This is a genomic window from Bradyrhizobium sp. SZCCHNRI2009 (assembly GCF_032485115.1).
Classification (GTDB): domain Bacteria; phylum Pseudomonadota; class Alphaproteobacteria; order Rhizobiales; family Xanthobacteraceae; genus Bradyrhizobium.
Genome location: NZ_JAUEUH010000008.1, coordinates 1 through 15270, shown reverse-complemented (window position 1 = coordinate 15270; position 15270 = coordinate 1). Strand labels below are relative to the sequence as shown.

Annotated in this window: 16 protein-coding genes; 6 read left to right on the top strand and 10 right to left on the bottom strand. The window is 65.9% G+C overall.

The annotated features are described in order from the left end of the window. Positions 1–20: 20 nt before the first annotated feature. The 9 genes from QX041_RS25665 to QX041_RS25625 form a co-directional block, all read right to left on the bottom strand. Entirely contained in the window at positions 21–533 is a 513-nt protein-coding gene (locus QX041_RS25665; protein ID WP_316166954.1) for a hypothetical protein, read from the bottom strand. A 140-nt stretch (positions 534–673) separates the two neighbouring features. Next, entirely contained in the window at positions 674–1078 is a 405-nt protein-coding gene (locus tag QX041_RS25660) for a BA14K family protein (RefSeq protein ID WP_316166953.1), read from the bottom strand. Between the two features lie 123 nt (positions 1079–1201). Beyond that, positions 1202–1984, bottom strand: a complete 783-nt coding sequence (locus QX041_RS25655; protein WP_316166952.1) for an alpha/beta hydrolase — start codon at positions 1982–1984, stop codon at positions 1202–1204. A 4-nt stretch (positions 1985–1988) separates the two neighbouring features. After that, entirely contained in the window at positions 1989–3284 is a 1296-nt protein-coding gene (locus QX041_RS25650) for an O-acetylhomoserine aminocarboxypropyltransferase (protein ID WP_316166950.1), read from the bottom strand. Between the two features lie 92 nt (positions 3285–3376). Beyond that, entirely contained in the window at positions 3377–3997 is a 621-nt protein-coding gene (locus QX041_RS25645; RefSeq protein WP_316166948.1) for a nitroreductase family protein, read from the bottom strand. 80 nt (positions 3998–4077) lie between these two features. Beyond that, entirely contained in the window at positions 4078–5007 is a 930-nt protein-coding gene (locus QX041_RS25640; RefSeq protein WP_316167223.1) for an aliphatic sulfonate ABC transporter substrate-binding protein, read from the bottom strand. Between the two features lie 1123 nt (positions 5008–6130). After that, entirely contained in the window at positions 6131–6412 is a 282-nt protein-coding gene (locus QX041_RS25635) for a hypothetical protein (protein ID WP_315802670.1), read from the bottom strand. A gap of 116 nt (positions 6413–6528) precedes the next feature. Further along, positions 6529–7287, bottom strand: coding sequence for a hypothetical protein (locus QX041_RS25630; protein ID WP_316166946.1), 759 nt, complete (start codon positions 7285–7287; stop codon positions 6529–6531). 458 nt (positions 7288–7745) lie between these two features. After that, complete coding sequence (locus tag QX041_RS25625) at positions 7746–8396, bottom strand: TetR family transcriptional regulator (RefSeq protein WP_316166944.1); 651 nt, start codon at positions 8394–8396, stop codon at positions 7746–7748. 93 nt (positions 8397–8489) lie between these two features. Between QX041_RS25625 and QX041_RS25620 the strand changes: the two genes are divergently transcribed. Both QX041_RS25620 and QX041_RS25615 read left to right on the top strand, forming a co-directional pair. Continuing rightward, positions 8490–9152, top strand: coding sequence for an O-methyltransferase (locus QX041_RS25620; protein ID WP_316166942.1), 663 nt, complete (start codon positions 8490–8492; stop codon positions 9150–9152). 115 nt (positions 9153–9267) lie between these two features. Continuing rightward, positions 9268–9918, top strand: coding sequence for an aspartate/glutamate racemase family protein (locus QX041_RS25615; protein WP_316166941.1), 651 nt, complete (start codon positions 9268–9270; stop codon positions 9916–9918). A 12-nt stretch (positions 9919–9930) separates the two neighbouring features. On the opposite strand, the gene QX041_RS25610 is transcribed toward QX041_RS25615, so the two are convergent. Beyond that, positions 9931–11289, bottom strand: a complete 1359-nt coding sequence (locus QX041_RS25610; RefSeq protein WP_316166940.1) for an LLM class flavin-dependent oxidoreductase — start codon at positions 11287–11289, stop codon at positions 9931–9933. Positions 11290–11475: 186 nt separating this feature from the next. Between QX041_RS25610 and QX041_RS25605 the strand changes: the two genes are divergently transcribed. From QX041_RS25605 to QX041_RS25590, 4 genes are all read left to right on the top strand, one after another. Then, positions 11476–13143, top strand: coding sequence for a tannase/feruloyl esterase family alpha/beta hydrolase (locus tag QX041_RS25605; RefSeq protein WP_316166939.1), 1668 nt, complete (start codon positions 11476–11478; stop codon positions 13141–13143). A 143-nt stretch (positions 13144–13286) separates the two neighbouring features. Beyond that, the gene (locus tag QX041_RS25600; protein WP_315718640.1) at positions 13287–13496 is read left to right on the top strand and encodes a PRC-barrel domain containing protein; all 210 of its coding nucleotides are present in this window, start codon (positions 13287–13289) and stop codon (positions 13494–13496) included. 330 nt (positions 13497–13826) lie between these two features. Further along, positions 13827–14054 carry a hypothetical protein gene (locus QX041_RS25595; RefSeq protein ID WP_315718641.1) on the top strand — a complete coding sequence of 76 codons (228 nt, stop codon included), beginning with the start codon at positions 13827–13829 and terminating at the stop codon, positions 14052–14054. Between the two features lie 260 nt (positions 14055–14314). Then, complete coding sequence (locus QX041_RS25590; protein ID WP_316166938.1) at positions 14315–14752, top strand: hypothetical protein; 438 nt, start codon at positions 14315–14317, stop codon at positions 14750–14752. Positions 14753–15270: the final 518 nt, after the last annotated feature.

Below are 15270 nucleotides of genomic sequence, written 5' to 3'. Positions count from 1 at the left end.
CACGCACCGGCGAATTCACATCACCAGCGATGATGGGCGCGGATCACGCCATGGCCGTGGCGGTGATGGCCCCAACCCGGACCGCGGTAATAGCCGTAGCTGTGGCGCCACGGCCGCGGGCCATAGGAATAGCCGTAGCTGCGATAGATCGGGCGCGGCACGTAGCTGTAGCCGTAGCCGTAGCCGCCGTAATAGGGGCGGTAGGCCGGGTAGTAGCCGCCATAGCCGTAGGGATAGGCAGCGTAGCGATACCCGCCGTAGTAGGGATAGGGCGCGTAGCCGCCATAGTAGGAGGGGGCGGCGATCGCCGATCCGATCAGGGCACCCGCCAACAGCCCCGCGCCGATTGCGGCACCGCCGCCCCAGCCGCCATGCCAGCCGCCGTAGCGGACCTGGACGGCATTCGAGCTTTCGGCGCCCGGTTTGGCGGCTGCCGACAGCGACGTCAGCGGCGCAGCCGAGACCGAGTGCAGCGTGGACAAAGAAAGTGCGCCGGCGATGGCGAGCGTCGCGGCGGCTTTGAAGGTGACCATCCCGATGTCTCCCGTTGATTCAGGCTCATACTCAACCGGATGAGACGCACTTCGTTGCATTTGTCGCGGCGGACGTTTTGTCGCGCGCCATGGGTCCAGGCGGCGGTCGATGCCGGAGACCGGCATCGGCCTTGATGTCGCTACGGGCAGGAATGGCGCAGGCCGTCATTGCCGAGATAGGTGCCGGAGCCCGGGTCGTAGGATCGGAACCGCTGGGCGCAATAGGCCTGGGCGTTGGCGGCCTCGGCGCGGCTGTTGGCGATGGCGCCACCGATGATCGCGCCGGCCGCGAGACCGCCCAGGGCGGCGGCACCCGCACCGTAGCCGTGGCGATGCCCGCCATAGCGATGGCCGTAATAGCCGTGGCGATGACCGTAGCCGCCGCGCCAGTGGCGATATTGCACCTGCTGCAGCTCGGTCGCGTTCTGCGTGGCGGCGGCCGGCGCCGCGTGGTTCGGCAGCAACGGCGCGGCGGCGAGCGGCGATGCGGCCGCGAGCGACATCGTTCCGATGGTGGTGACCGTCAAAAGTTTGCGCAGATCCATCTGCGTGCTCCTTTCTGTTCGTTGTGCCGGAGGGCAACGGCTCGCCGTCGCCCTCCGTTCCGCGCTGCAAAGGAGCATGTCGGCGGCACGAGGTCGCAGCCAAGAGCGAACCGTGACCGCAAGCTACTCGATCAGCGCGTCGAGCAGCGCATCCGGACATTCCGTCATCATCGTATGCCCCGCGCCGGGCAGCACGATGGTGCGCGATTGCGCGATTGCAGCCGCCAGCGCCTTGCCGGCCTTCAGCGGCGTCATCATGTCCTTTTCGCCGAGGATCAGCCGCGTCGGCACCTTGATCCTGGCCGCCGCTGCCAGCGCATCCTGATAGTCGTTGCAGGCGGAGAGATCGTTGAACAGCACGCCCGGCGCGCAGCGCTCCAGGGTCGCCTGCGCGCCGCCATGCATCCACAGCCCGGGCGCGCGGCTGCCGCCGAGCTCGGCGGCAAAACCGAGGCCCCAGATCGAGACCATGTCGATGGCGGCGTGATCGTTGGCTTCGGCGGCCTTCAGGAGGTCAGGTCCGACCGTCATCGCTGCCGCGGTGCCGATCAGGCTGAGCGCCGACACGCGATCGGGATGGCGCGCCGCGGCATCCAGCGCAATCAGCGATCCCATCGAATGCCCGATCAGGTGAGCGGGCTTCGCGTTCACCGCCTGCAACAGCGCGACGATCCAATCGGCCATGGCGGTGATGGTCGGCAGCGCCGGCCCCGTCGAGCGGCCATGGCCCGGCAGATCGGGCGCCAGCACGGCAAAGCCGTGATGGGCGAACCAGCGGCTGTGCAGCGCCCAGACCGAATGATCGAAGCCGGCGCCATGGATGAAGACGACGGCGGGCAGGGACGAATCGAACTCGCGGCCGCCCGTGGCGGCGAAGACCTCATGATCTCCGATCGACAGTTGCATGGGCTCACACCTTCTGCGAGGCGCGCAGCGCCTGTCCGAGATCGTCGATGATGTCGCCGGCCGCCTCGATGCCGACCGAGAGCCGGATCAGCTCCTCGCCGATTCCGGCCGCGGCGAGCTGGGCGGCGTCCATCTGCTGATGCGTGGTCGAGGCGGGGTGGATCACCAGCGTCTTGGCGTCGCCGACATTGGCGAGATGGCTGATCAGCTTCAGGCTCTCGATGAATTTGCGTCCCGCGGGACGTCCGCCCTTGATACCGAACGAGATGATCGAGCCGGCGCCGCGCGGCAACAGCTCCTTGGCGAGCGCATGGTCCGGATGGGTCTCGAGCGAAGGATGCAGCACCCAGTCGACGGCCTTGTTGGCGGTCAGCGCCTCCAGCACCGCGCGGGTGTTGGTGACGTGCCGCTCCATGCGCAGATGCAGCGTCTCGACGCCCTGCAGCAGATGGAACGCGTTGGTCGGCGACAGGCAGGCGCCGAAATCGCGCAGGCCTTCGGTCCGCGCGCGCATGATGAAGGCGGCCGCGCCGAACTGCTCGTCGAAGACGATGCCATGATAGCCGGCATAGGGTTCGGTGAGCTGCGTGAACTTGGCCGAGGCGCGCCAGTCGAACCGGCCGCCATCGATGATCGCGCCGCCGATCGCGATGCCATGGCCGCCGAGCCACTTGGTCGCGGAGTGCATCACGATGTCGGCGCCTTGGGAAATCGGCTGGCTCAGATAGGGCGTGGCGAAGGTGTTGTCGATCAGGAGCGGCACGCCGGCCGCGTGCGCGATCGCCGAGACCTTGGGGATGTCCAGCACCTCGAGGCCGGGGTTGCCGAGGGTCTCGCCGATCAGGAGCCGCGTGTTCGGCTTGATCGCAGCGCGGAAACCGTCGTGATCCCTGGGCTTGACGAAGCTCGTGGTGATGCCGAAGCGCGGCAGCGTGTGCGCGAGCAGGTTGATGGTGCCGCCATAGAGCGAGGAGGAGGCCACGATGTGATCGCCCGCATTCAGAAGCGTGGCGATGGCCAGATGCAGCGCCGCCTGGCCGCTCGCGGTGCAGACCGCGCCGACGCCGCCTTCGAGCGCGGCGAGCCGCTCTTCGAGCACGGCCGTGGTCGGGTTGGAGATGCGGGTATAGATGTGGCCGGCGCGTTCGAGATTGAACAGCGCCGCGGCGTGCTCGGTGTCGTCGAACACATAGGACGTGGTCTGATAGATCGGCACCGCGCGGGCGCCGGTCGCGGGATCCGGGTGCTGGCCCGCGTGCAGGCTCAGGGTCTCGAAGGCGGGCGGTTTCGGCGGCGGCATGCGGATCAACTCTCCTCAAGCAGATCGCATCTTCTGCCACAGATTTCGCGGTCCGTCAGGAGCGGCGCGGTGCGCCGCCCCTGCGACATCGATCAGCCGCCGAAGCGCTGCGGGAACAGGCCGGCCGAGGCGATCTCGGCGATGGACAGGCGTGCGCTCGGCTTCTCGCGCTCCTTGAGCATGGCCGGCAGCTTTTCGCCATCGCCCTTGCGGCCGACCGCGATCGCGATCTCCACGGCGAAACCGGCGGGCACCCCGAGGGCCGTCTGCGCGGCGGCGACGTCGAAGCCGCTCATGCCATGGGTGATCCAGCCGGACAACGCGGCCTGGTTGGCGAAATTGGCCCAGGCCGCGCCGGCATCGAAGGAATGCGTGCGCGTCGGTGCCGGCTCGGTCTTGCCCGCCGGGATGAAGGTCTTCTTCGACAGCACGTAGACGATCGCCGCGGCATGCTGCGCCCAGCCGCGGTTGAACTCGACCAGCGGCGCCAGGAAGGTGTCGAACTCGGCCGAGCCGCGCAGCGCGTAGAGGAAGCGCCAGGGCTGCGAATTGTAGGAGGAGGGCGCCCAGCGTGCCGCCTCGATGAAGGTCAGGAGCTCCGTCTCGGGAAGCGCCTCGTCGCTGAAGCCGCGCGGCGACCAGCGATCGACGAAGATGCGATGCGCCGGATGCTCGGTGATGCGGCCGGTCGGGGGAGGAAGATGGGCAGTCACGGGGGTCTCCTTCGTTCAGGCCCGTCGTCGGGCCTCGTGCCGCGCTTCGCTGCCGGGCACAATCTCGGCTCCTGTGTGGCTCACGGCGCTTTGGGAGTCCAGATCGCCAACGCCGATGTGTCCACCTTCGCCGGCAGCACGCGCTCCGCCAGGAAAGCGTCCGCGATCTTCTGCTGTTCCGACAGGCCGGCCGCGGTGACCGCGCCGACCTGGTAGGAGCGGTGGCTGTTGGCCTCCTCGACGGTGGCGGCATCGATGCCCCACAGGGCAGCGAGCTGGCTCGCCGCGGCGGCCGGATTGGCCTTCACCCATTTGCCGGTTTCGACGAGCTTGCCGTAGATGACGTTGAGGGCGTCGCCATGCCCGGCGGCGTAGTCGGCGGATGCGAGATAGTAGCGCTTGTAGCTGGCAAGCCCGTCGCTGCCGTCCGCGAGCACGCGCGCCCCTGACTGGCGGATGGTGCTGGTCAGGAACGGATCCCACGCGACCCAGGCATCGGCATTGTTGCTGACGAAAGCGGTCCTGCCGTCGGCGGGCGGCAGATAGGCGGGGGTGATGTCCTTGAAGGTGAGACCCGCTTTGGCGAGCGCGGCGAGCAGCAGATAGTGGCTGCCGGCGCCCTTGGTCACCGCGATCTTCCTGCCTTTCAGCTCAGCGAGCGTCTTGGTCGGCGAAGCCGTTGCCACGAGGATCGCCTGCGCCGACGGCGAGGCGGCCTCCTCGGCGACATAAGCGAGCCTCGCGCCCGCGGCCTGCGCGAACACCGGGACGGTATCGGCGACATCGGCGCCGACATCGATGCTGCCGATGTTGATCGCTTCCAGCAGCGGCAGGCCGCTGGAGAATTCGTGCCACGACACCTTGATGCCGAGCGGCGCCAGCGCCTTCTCCAACTCGCCATTGGTCTTGAGGAGGGCGATCAGGGTCGAGGATCTCTGATAGCCGATGCGCAGCGTCTCGGCTGCATCGGCTTGCGACGTGGCGAGCGCGCCGAGCAGGGCCGCGGCCATCATCAGGACGCCGCGACGGGCGAGATGCAAGGGCCGCGCGCGACGCAGGCCGCTGAAGGACGGTGTCATTCGGCAATCTCCCAAACAGGCGGTTGCATGCAATGTCCAGGATCATTCGCAGGATCGTCAGCCCTGCGCAATTTTGCAGATCTGTTCATATGGAGAGGAAAGTTTCTCATGTGCCCATGCCGCGAGAAGTTTTGTTTTCTTGGCGCGCGAGATCTGACGAGACAGCCGTTCGCATCCTCGCCACGCGCAGAGCGTCCGAGAGATGTCTGCCGTTCGTCCCTCCATCGAGAGAGGGCACAGGGAAGGCCGGGCGTCGACTGACACCCATGGCCCGCGTGCAAAAAAGGAAGCACGCGGCGGTTACCACAGGATCAGCCGGACATCCGGCCTTCCCTGCGCAACGGGCTTACGGCTTATACGCGATCTCCCCGGTGCGCCGGGCTTTCTGGCCACCGTCATCCACGAGACACGCAAGCATCTCCGCGAACTTGATACTAGCGTCGGAGTATCAGGACCACGCGATTTCGCCGTCCGGCTCCCATCGTTCGTCCGCGCGCTTGACGCACGCTGCGACGAGAACCGGCCATCGCATCCCGCACCAACGTTTCGTGACGTTCGCGAAGCGCCCCTCTCGATCGGGCGGGATGGGGTGATTCAACCATGAATTCTGAAAAAAAAGAAACAAGAATATTTTTCGTCGCGGGACTGGACAGGGCAAATCAGCCTGAGAATGCAGGCGAATTCCGTTTCGTCGCGCACGCGCGAGGAGAAGCCATTGGCTCGTCACGCAAGCCCTGGGGCTTCGGCATATCACAATCAGCTTGTGCCCCTCTGCCCCCACGTCATGGCCGGGCCTCGTTCCGGCCACCTACGTCTTAGCAACTCTCCACGGAGGGTTGGGGGGGCGATCGAACGGCCTTGCAACTGCCGGCCGAAATGAAGCGCGGAAGCTCATGAGCGGATTTGGCCTGAGGCCTCCGACTTACGTGGTGCAGCAAATCGGCAGCCATTGGGGGCAGGAGCCGCGGACAAGCGCATTCGGGAGGACAGCCTGTGACTACGGCAGACCTCCGCGACCGAGTCAGCGGCGTCCACATTCAGCCCCTCTCGGACGTTAGTACCGATCCGGCTGATTTGTTACTTGGGTCTGATACCCACCGGCGGTGTGACGGACTAGATCGTAGAGCTTGACGAGCTCTGCCTCGGCCTCGTCGAGGGCCACGCCGAATCCGCCAGCCTGGCCGCCGTGGGCGATGCGCCAGGTGCGGTCGGGGTTACCCTCGACCGGCACGATCTTCAAGAATTGCGCTCCGCCTAGCGGCCCGCGGTGGTTTCGCTCGATGTGTTTGTGGACGATGTCGTCGAGCTCGGCGAGCGTCTTTTGCTCTTTCGGCATGGATGCCTCCTGGATAAGGGGTGCCAAAGTTTAAGTGTAATGACTGGGCCTGTCGATCCGGGCGATCTACGATCGGCGCGAGTACGATTTCGAGGGGCACGTGGCGAGGATTTCCTTTAGCTTTTGCCTGCGGCACGCTTCTCCCAATCTGGGCCGCACTCAGCGTCTGAGCAGTTGTGACGATCGCATGGTATTCCACCGACTCTGATCGGTTGCCCGGCCGGGAAAGTAGAAAAATTGATTGGAAGCAATTGAGCGACGAAACAGAACTCGGTCAGATGCTTCTCGCCGAACACGTCCTCGTACCGTACCACTCCCGTGGTACCGACGAAGGCCTGACGCTTGACGAGCTGGTTGAGCATCGGGGGACGAATCAAAAAGATCGCGCCGTTCACGCTGGCCTTAGGTCCGATTACTGCAGAACTGAAGCGTTCATTGTATGGACTCAATTTATCGAAGGTTTCAGCGCTCATAGGTTTAGCGCCTAAGCCGGTGTCGCTTGAAAAGTTGAGGTACCTCGTCGGCGTGTTGCCCGTATTTTCGATGCGCGGCGTGATGATCCAGATCGGGTTCGCGTTGTCCTTGTCATCCGGATCATGCTGGCCATAGTTCACGAGGTCGTAGCTGTTGGCTGTGATAAATGCGCGGTTTCCCGCGCTGTAGCCGTCTCGCGTTATTTTGTTGCTTTCTATCATCGCCTTCCACTGGTCTTTGCTGATGCTGCACTGTGAGGCAGTCACAGCAAAGATCCCTAGGGCGAGAAACAGCTCGATCCAACGGTCGATACCAAACGCCGAGATAAGCTTCAGAAATCTCCGCCTATCTGGCGAGGGTCCGGATGCCGGGGACAGCGCCTGTTCCGGAGAATCAATCATTTTTGGCTCCATAAGCCAGTTTATCAAAGCTGGTTATCTGGGGCCGGAGCCAGATAATTGCAATTCGCATGATCACTATCCGAAACCAGCATCTCCTCCGGCTTCTCGGCTTTAAGCCGAGCGGGGCCGGGCCAATGGTGGCCGGCATGCCATGGCGCATTTGGCTTATGGTTCTCGTCCGCCCTCGATGCGCTGGAGTCCGATAATCGCCCTTAACGGGCACTCCCGGAGTCTGATGAGAGGTCCGTTGTTGGCTGCGGGCCTCCGACCTGCGGCGCTGCATCAAGTCGGAGGCGATCTGGGATACGACGGCATCAAGTCAACGTAGCGTCGCGGCAGCCCGTGGCCGTGCAGAGGTTCCCAGTCTGCGTGGGAGAGGCGTGGATGCTCGGGACAAGCCCGCGCATGGCGGGAGTGCCCCAAGAGGCCGCTTGACCGGAGAGACGCCGGCTCTAGGACTACCCGGCCTTACGTCTGTGAGGCTTGTTCGCGGTGGAGAGGTACGCACAGAACATGTCGGCCATCGCATCGGCATAGGCCGATATCTCGGCCCGGCTGCGCGGTGTCTCCGAGAAGTGCTTGCCGACCTGGCCGAGCGTCGTCTTGATCAGATCGGCGGTCCGCGCGCGCTCGGCCTCTCCGGCACCAGGCAGCACCTCGCGCATGAAGGCGAGCATGGCGCGGCGGCCACTGGCGCTGGCCTGGCGTGCCTCGGGCGCGTCGCGATAGAGCGGGGCGGCGTCGTCGAGCGCGCCGCGCACCGCGGCCTCGTCGCACTCCGATTGCAGGAACGCGTGAACGAGTGCGCGCAATCGCGTCAGAGGCGGACGGCGCGTGTCCTCCAGAATGCTGTGCAGCAGTTTCGTCGTCTGCTGCCACTCGTCGCTCTGCAGCCTGAACAGGATCGCCGCCTTGTTCGGGAAGTACTGATAGAGCGAGCCGACGCTGACGCCGGCCTTCTCGGCGACACGGGCCGTGGTGAAACGTTGCGCGCCTTCCTTGGTCAAAACCTGAACAGCCGCCTGCAGAATGGCCGCGACGAGGTCGGCCGACCGTGTCTGTTGCGGCAGTTTTCGCGGGGAAATCGGGGCTTTTCGAGCCGGGGCCATGGAGCGTTCCGAAATGCGATTAGCGAATGCGAATTATTATTCGTATTCTGACTTCGACGCAAACGACACGTATCGAGAACACGGAGAATATCAATGATCACCCTGACCACTCAGCCGGTGGCGCCGCTGCTGGATCGCCTGCTTGCCGAGGCCACGTTGCTGCGGCCGGAGACGAGCCCGATCTTCGCCGGCATGGCCGAACGGGGCGCGCAACTGATGCGCAGCAGGTCCGGCCATGTCGAGCTCTACACGCAGCTCAAGGACTTTCCGTTGCCCGTGTCGCGCGACACCGGCATGCTGCTCTACATGCTGGTGCGCGGCGTCAATGCGCGATCGATCGTCGAATTCGGCACCTCGTTCGGCATCTCGACGCTGTTCCTCGCCGCGGCGCTGCGCGACAATGGCGGCGGCCGGCTGATCACCACGGAGTTCGAGCCGTCCAAGGTTGCCCGTGCCCGTGCCAACCTCGCGGAGGGCGGCCTGGCCGATCTGGTCGAGATCCGCCAGGGCGACGCCATGCAGACGCTGAGCGGTGATCTCCCGGACGCGATCGACCTGGTTCTGCTCGACGGCGCCAAGCCGCTGTATGGCGATATCCTGGCGCTGCTCGAGAGCCGGCTCAGCGCCGGCGCGTTCATCGTCGCTGACAATGCCGACCACAGCCCCGACTACCTCGCCTACGTCCGTTCGCCGGCTAACGGCTATCTGTCGGTGCCGTTCGGCGACGAAGTCGAATTGTCGATGCGGATCGGGTGAGCGGCCGGCGACGAACGGCGGATGCCCGCCACCCTCATAGGCGAATGGGCCTGGAGTTGACCTTTGGCCGACGATTGTTCACGAGGAGAGCTTCGTCATCTGAGCAACCGTCCTCATGCCCCGCATCCTCCTGATCAATCCCAACAGTTCGGCCACGACCACCGCGATGATGGTGTCGATTGCGGCCGCCTGCTGCGCCGGCCGGGCTGAGGTGGTCGGCGCGACCGCGACGCGGGCGCCGGCCATGATCGTGGATGCCGAGGCGCTGGCCGCATCGGCGGCGGAAGTGGTCGATATCGGCCGCGCGCATCGCGATGCCTGCGACGGCATCATCGTCGCGGCGTTCGGCGATCCCGGCGCCGCGGAGCTTGGCAGCCAGTGCTCGCTGCCGGTGGCGGGCATCGGCGAGGCGTCGATGCGCGAGGCCGCAGAGGGCGGGCGGCGCTTCGGCGTTGCCACGGTGACGCCCGCGCTGGTCGCGAGCATCGCGGGCCTTGCAGACAGGCTGAACCTGTCGGCGCAGTTCACCGGGACGCGTCTGACGCAGGGCGACCCGGCCGCGCTCGCCGTCGATCCGGCGCGGCTTGCTGCCGCCCTGGCTGACGCCACGCGCGCCTGTATTGCCGAGGACGGCGCCGAGGCCGTGATCATCGGCGGCGGGCCGCTGGCGCAGGCCGCCGATCAGTTGCAGCGGCAATTCGCCGTGCCGATCATCAAGCCGATCGAGGCGGCGGTGGCCGTGTTGCTGTCGCGTCTGTCGGGCTGAGTGCCAGCGGCATTACGGCCGGTAGCTCGCCGCCGGATGCGGTGCCGCGAGCCGGGCGCGGCCGAACATCTTCTCGCGCAAAGTACCCGGCCGGTAGGCCTGCTTGTAGCGGCCGCGTCTGGTCAGCTCCGGCACCAGCATGTCGGCGACATCGGCAAAACTCTCCGGCGACAGCGCAAAGGCGAGGTTGAGGCCGTCGACGCCGGTCTGCTCGATCCAGCTCTCGATGAGATCGGCGACCTTCGCCGGTGAGCCGACGAACACCGGGCCGATACCGCCGATGCCGACATGCTCGGCAACCTCGCGCACGGTCCACACCCGGTCCGGATCGGCCCGCGTGACGTTGTCCATCGCACTGCGGCCGGCATCGTTGAGCACGTGGCGGACCTGCTGGTCGAGGTCGTAGGTCGAGAAGTCGACGCCGGTCCAGCCCGACATCAGGGTCAGCGACGCCTCGTGGTCGATGTAGCGGCGATAGTCGGCGAACTTCGCCTCGGCCGCCGCGTCGGTTTCGCCGAGCACGACGGTGGCGATGCTGAAGATGACGATGTCGCTGCCCGCGCGACCCGCGTCGGCGGCGGCCTGGCGGATCGCGGCGACGCGCGGCGCGATGATCTTGGCGGACGGGCCGGACATGAACACGCATTCGGCATGCCGGCCGGCGAACACGCGGCCGCGCGGCGAGGTGCCGGCTTGATACAGCACCGGCGTTCGCTGCGGCGACGGCTCGCAGAGATGGATGGCGTCGAGCTGGTAGTTCTCGCCGCGGTGGCTGACGCGGTGAACCTTCGTGGGATCGGTGAACACGCCGCTGGTCCGGTCGCGCTTGACGGCGTCGTCCTCCCAGCTGCCTTCCCATAGCTTGTAGACGACCTCCATGTACTCGTCGGCGACGTCGTAGCGGTCGTCATGCGCGGTCTGGCGCTCCCTGCCCATGCCGCGTGCGGCGCTGTCGAGATAGCCGGTGACGATGTTCCAGCCGATGCGGCCCTCGGTGAGATGATCGAGCGTCGACATCCGCCGCGCGAACGGGTAGGGCGGCTCATAGGACAGCGTGCAGGTGACGCCGAAGCCGAGATGGGAGGTCGCGGCGGCCATCGCCGAGATCAGCATCATCGGATCGTTCACCGGCACCTGGATGGCGTGGCGGAGCGCCGCGTCGGGGTTGCCGCCATAGACATCGTAGACGCCGAGCACGTCGGCGAGAAACAGTCCGTCGAAGCGGCCGCGCTCCAAGGTCTTGGCGAGGTCGAGCCAATAGGGCAGGCGATTGTAGTCGGAGGAACGGTCGCGCGGATGCCGCCACAGGCCGGGCGACTGGTGCCCGACGCAGTTCATCGCAAACGCATTCAACCTGATGTCCGCAGCCATGATGTCCCTCGACGCTTCCTTGACACCCATCAGATGGCACGCTTCGGCTGACGTTTTCAATCGCACCCATGCGCACGGCCGCTTGCGGCGGGCGCAGGCTTGGCTATGGTCGGAAGCGATCGAGCGCGCCGCGAAGCAACGACGATGCGTGACGGGCCTTGGCCCGCAGGTGTGAGGACGACCGTGATGACGATCCGTGTGACGGCGCTGACCGCGGTCTTGCTGACGACGTCGGCCATGGCGTCCGCGCAGGCGGAGGATTTCAAGGCGAGCTGCGCCACGCTGGCTCAGGGCTTCTCCGGCAGCGGCCGCATCGTCACGGCGGAATTCGTCGCTGCGGGCGGCGTGCAACTGGCGCCGCCCGCGCCTGCGGGCGCGACCGCACCTGCGCCGGATCACTGCCTGATCCGGGGCAAGATCAACGAGCGTACCGGCATCGACGGCAAGCCCTATGCTGTTGGCTACGAGCTGCGATTGCCTGCGACGTCGAATGGCAAGTTCGTCTTTCAGGGCGGCGGCGGCGTCGACGGTGTGCTGCGCCCGGCACTCGGCCTGCTCACCGGCGCCACGCCGCCGAATGGACTCTCCAACGGCTATGCCGTGGCCTCGACCGACGCAGGCCATCTCGAGGAGCCGGGGCCGCTCGGGCCCTATCTGTTCGGCCTCGATCCGCAGGCGCGGCGCGACAAGGGCTACAGCTCGATTCCGCCGGTGGCTGCTGCCGCCAAGGCCGCGGCCGAGAAGCTGTACGGCAAGGCGCCGCGCCGGTCCTACTTCGCCGGCTGCTCCAACGGCGGCCGCCAGGCGATGGCGGTGACGCAGCGCTTCCCGGAGCTGTTCGACGGCGTCATCGCCGGCGCGCCGGCCTATCGCGTGCCGCTGGCCGGCATCGATGTGATCGCGCAGGAGCAGGCGCTGCTGGCGATCGCGCCGCCCGGCCCGGACGGCAAGGCCGATGTCGGCAGCGCGCTGAGCGACGAGGACCTGAAGCTGGTGGCCGATGCCGTGACCGCGTCGTGCGATGGCGCCGACGGCGCCAAGGATGGCATGGTGCAGGACGTCATGGCCTGCCGCTTCGATCCGGCCGTGCTCGCCTGCAAGGAGGGCCAGAGTTCGCAGTGCCTGCCTGTCCCCAAGCTGAAAGCCGTCAAGCTGATGTTCGACGGCAGCCGGAATTCCATGGGCGGATTGATCTATGCGCGCTGGCCGTATGATCCCGGCCTCGCCGCGCCCGGCTGGCGCGCCTGGAAGCTCGGTACGCCCAAAGCGAGTCCGCCCAATGCGCGCAACCTCACGCTCATTCCCGGCGGCGTCGCCTATGATTTCATGAGCCCGCCGGAGACGCCGGAGGATCTCGTCGCCTGGGTGCGCAACTTCGATCTCGACCGCGATACGCGGAAGGTGATGAAGGGCGCCGGCGGCTTCGACGCCGGCATGGAATATGAGGCCGCGACCTCGACCGATCTCGACGCCTTCAAGGCGAAGGGCGGCAAGATGCTATTCTATCACGGCACGGCCGATCCGATCTTCTCGGCGCTCGACACCGTCGACTATGTCGATCAGCTCAAGACCAAATACGGCGCTGATGCCGACGGCTTCGCACGGTTGTTCCTGGTTCCCGGCATGAACCATTGCGGCGGCGGACCCGCCACCGATCAGTTCGACTTGCTGACCGCGTTGGACCGATGGGTGGAGGGCACGGCCGCGGCGCCCGATGCGATCCGGGCCACCGCGCGTCGCGCGCCCGATGTGCCATGGCCCGGGCGCACACGCGATCTCTGCGCGTTCCCGAGGGTGCTGACCTACAAGGGCAGCGGCAGCCTCGAGGATGCGGCGAATTTCGAGTGCCGCTGATGGGCAAGCCCGGCGCTCGCTGCCTTGCGGCGCGCACGATTGCTTGAGGACGGGTTGACGTTCGGCGTCCGCGTGCCGACTTGAACGACCGTCGAGCGGCCTGTGCTGCCCGGCGGTTCCCCCCTCAGGTCTCGAAGTTCCTCATGGTTGCCGTCAAGACGCGAGCCTTCTGCATCCTGCGCGAATTCGAACGGGCGCAGACCGAGCTGGTCGGCAAGGCTGTGGCGCTGAGCGACGGCAAGGCCGGAACAGTGGAGTACGTCCATCTTGACGAACTCCACGGTCTGCGCATCACCATCGGTGGCCATGACGGCCGCTGGCCGGTGTCGACCATCAAGTTCGCGCAGGCCTGAGTGGCATTGCCTCGTCCACTTAGGTCGCGCAACGACGTGCTGGACTGGCTCCGGACGCTGCGGCGAAAGCGCATGCTCGTTCTGCCCAACCGCGCGCATCAGCCGATGGGACCGGGGCGGGCAGAGACCGCCCCCGGTCCACGCATCCCAGCCGTGCGAAGGAGCCGTCGGCGGTGCTGCGGCTAGCCTCGATGCTCCCGGCGCGGCCGGCCGCTGCTGCTCTGCCGCCCGGACTTCGTTGGTCACGGCCGATTCACTTATGTTGATGCGCGCGGCAGCTCCTGATCTAGAGTCGTCGATACGCATCAATGAAACTGGATGCAATCCCGCATGGACGTAGAAGGTCAAAAGAAGCGGCGCCGGCGTGTCAAGCAGACGATGTCGTTGGGTGAGCGGTTGCTGGAGATGGCGCGCGAAGCGCGAGACAGGGCGAAACGTCTGCCCCCGGGCATCGAGCAGGCCAGGCAGCTGCGGCGCGCCCGCGAGGCCGAAGCGATCGTCGAGCTCGATCGCTTCCTGACGGCTCCAGCACGCAGCACGCCGCCGCGATCGCGTTGACGCCGTCTCGCGCCGGCCTCGGACGACGCGGCGCCGCGGAGGTCACCACGCGGCAGGTCACCAGGCAACAATGTCGACCAAGCAACAATGCCGCGGCTGCTCTTGCTGCATGCGGGCTCGAATTGATGCTGGCATCGCTGCAACGACGCGCTCGACAGGATCGACGTCCCAAGCGACCGTAACGTCCGTGCGTTGGGCAAGTCAGTCCAGAGACGCGAGCACGATGAACCAATTCCAAGCCCGCGCTGATTGAAGCATGTTTGGTTGGTGGCGAGGGCGCCCTCGTCGGGCTGGCGGTATTTCCGGAGCTTGCGGCAACAGGGCTGACCGATCCGGCCGGGACAGCCGAGCCATTCCCGGCCGCGTCACCGCCAGGCTTGCGGATATCGCCGATCGTATCCCTGGCATCACTTCCGTGCTCGCGGTGGCGAGACCAATGCCAGTTCGCATTCGCGAATGTGTGCGACGCCGCGAACTTCGATCCCGGGCTCAGCGGCCCGTTCGGTCCGGAACCATTGGCGTTCCCCGCCGCGCCGCGATCGTCGCAGGCGGGGGAGGGGATCGCGACCCTCGAAATCGGCACCAGCAATCTCGACAGCGTCTGTCCAACCAACCTCGTCCGGCGGAAGGATCTCGTCCTGATGCCCATGCCGCACTCGCATCGTGCGCTGGTGCAACCGAAGGCGAGCAATTCCTGACGCTGCGCGCGCCCGCCGCTCCAAAATGGAACAGAAACGGCGTGTGAGGAGGCCGAGCGTGGGCGGCGACAGCGCTATCCACATTTCTGCACAGCCGTCGCAAAAAGTTCTTGCGCGGGATGCGGCATCGCACTATCTCACCACCACGCCAGCCGGACATCACTGATGACTGAGGCCCCCGACTTTCGGGACCAACGTTGTTTTCTTTGATGTTTCTTCTTCCGACTGGCTCCTGAGTTTTTCTTCAGAAAGGCTCTTGACGGTCTCTCAAAATCAGCTATGTGAAGCGCCCCGGCAATCGGGACTTCCACGGTGAAAGAGACCAAAGAAGTTGATGCACTAATTAGTTCGAAGCGAACTAACAAGTGCGGGCTGTTTGACAAGTGAAGATGAAGAAAGAGAAACGTGGACGGCGGAGTCCTTGCGGGTCTCGGGATTGAAGGCTTCGGCTTTTGGTTCTGGGATCGGACGAGAAGACTTCGGCGGACAATGTTTCAAAGGTAACACCATGGTATTTG

Bases quoted from the DNA above. Each gene is read 5' to 3' on its own strand.
- QX041_RS25665 (WP_316166954.1), bottom strand. From the start codon at position 533: ATGGTCACCTTCAAAGCCGCCGCGACGCTCGCCATCGCCGGCGCACTT.
- QX041_RS25660 (WP_316166953.1), bottom strand. From the start codon at position 1,078: ATGGATCTGCGCAAACTTTTGACGGTCACCACCATCGGAACGATGTCG.
- QX041_RS25655 (WP_316166952.1), bottom strand. From the start codon at position 1,984: ATGCAACTGTCGATCGGAGATCATGAGGTCTTCGCCGCCACGGGCGGC.
- QX041_RS25650 (WP_316166950.1), bottom strand. From the start codon at position 3,284: ATGCCGCCGCCGAAACCGCCCGCCTTCGAGACCCTGAGCCTGCACGCG.
- QX041_RS25640 (WP_316167223.1), bottom strand. From the start codon at position 5,007: ATGGCCGCGGCCCTGCTCGGCGCGCTCGCCACGTCGCAAGCCGATGCA.
- QX041_RS25635 (WP_315802670.1), bottom strand. From the start codon at position 6,412: ATGCCGAAAGAGCAAAAGACGCTCGCCGAGCTCGACGACATCGTCCAC.
- QX041_RS25630 (WP_316166946.1), bottom strand. From the start codon at position 7,287: ATGATTGATTCTCCGGAACAGGCGCTGTCCCCGGCATCCGGACCCTCG.
- QX041_RS25625 (WP_316166944.1), bottom strand. From the start codon at position 8,396: ATGGCCCCGGCTCGAAAAGCCCCGATTTCCCCGCGAAAACTGCCGCAA.
- QX041_RS25620 (WP_316166942.1), top strand. From the start codon at position 8,490: ATGATCACCCTGACCACTCAGCCGGTGGCGCCGCTGCTGGATCGCCTG.
- QX041_RS25615 (WP_316166941.1), top strand. From the start codon at position 9,268: ATGCCCCGCATCCTCCTGATCAATCCCAACAGTTCGGCCACGACCACC.
- QX041_RS25610 (WP_316166940.1), bottom strand. From the start codon at position 11,289: ATGGCTGCGGACATCAGGTTGAATGCGTTTGCGATGAACTGCGTCGGG.
- QX041_RS25605 (WP_316166939.1), top strand. From the start codon at position 11,476: ATGACGATCCGTGTGACGGCGCTGACCGCGGTCTTGCTGACGACGTCG.
- QX041_RS25600 (WP_315718640.1), top strand. From the start codon at position 13,287: ATGGTTGCCGTCAAGACGCGAGCCTTCTGCATCCTGCGCGAATTCGAA.
- QX041_RS25595 (WP_315718641.1), top strand. From the start codon at position 13,827: ATGGACGTAGAAGGTCAAAAGAAGCGGCGCCGGCGTGTCAAGCAGACG.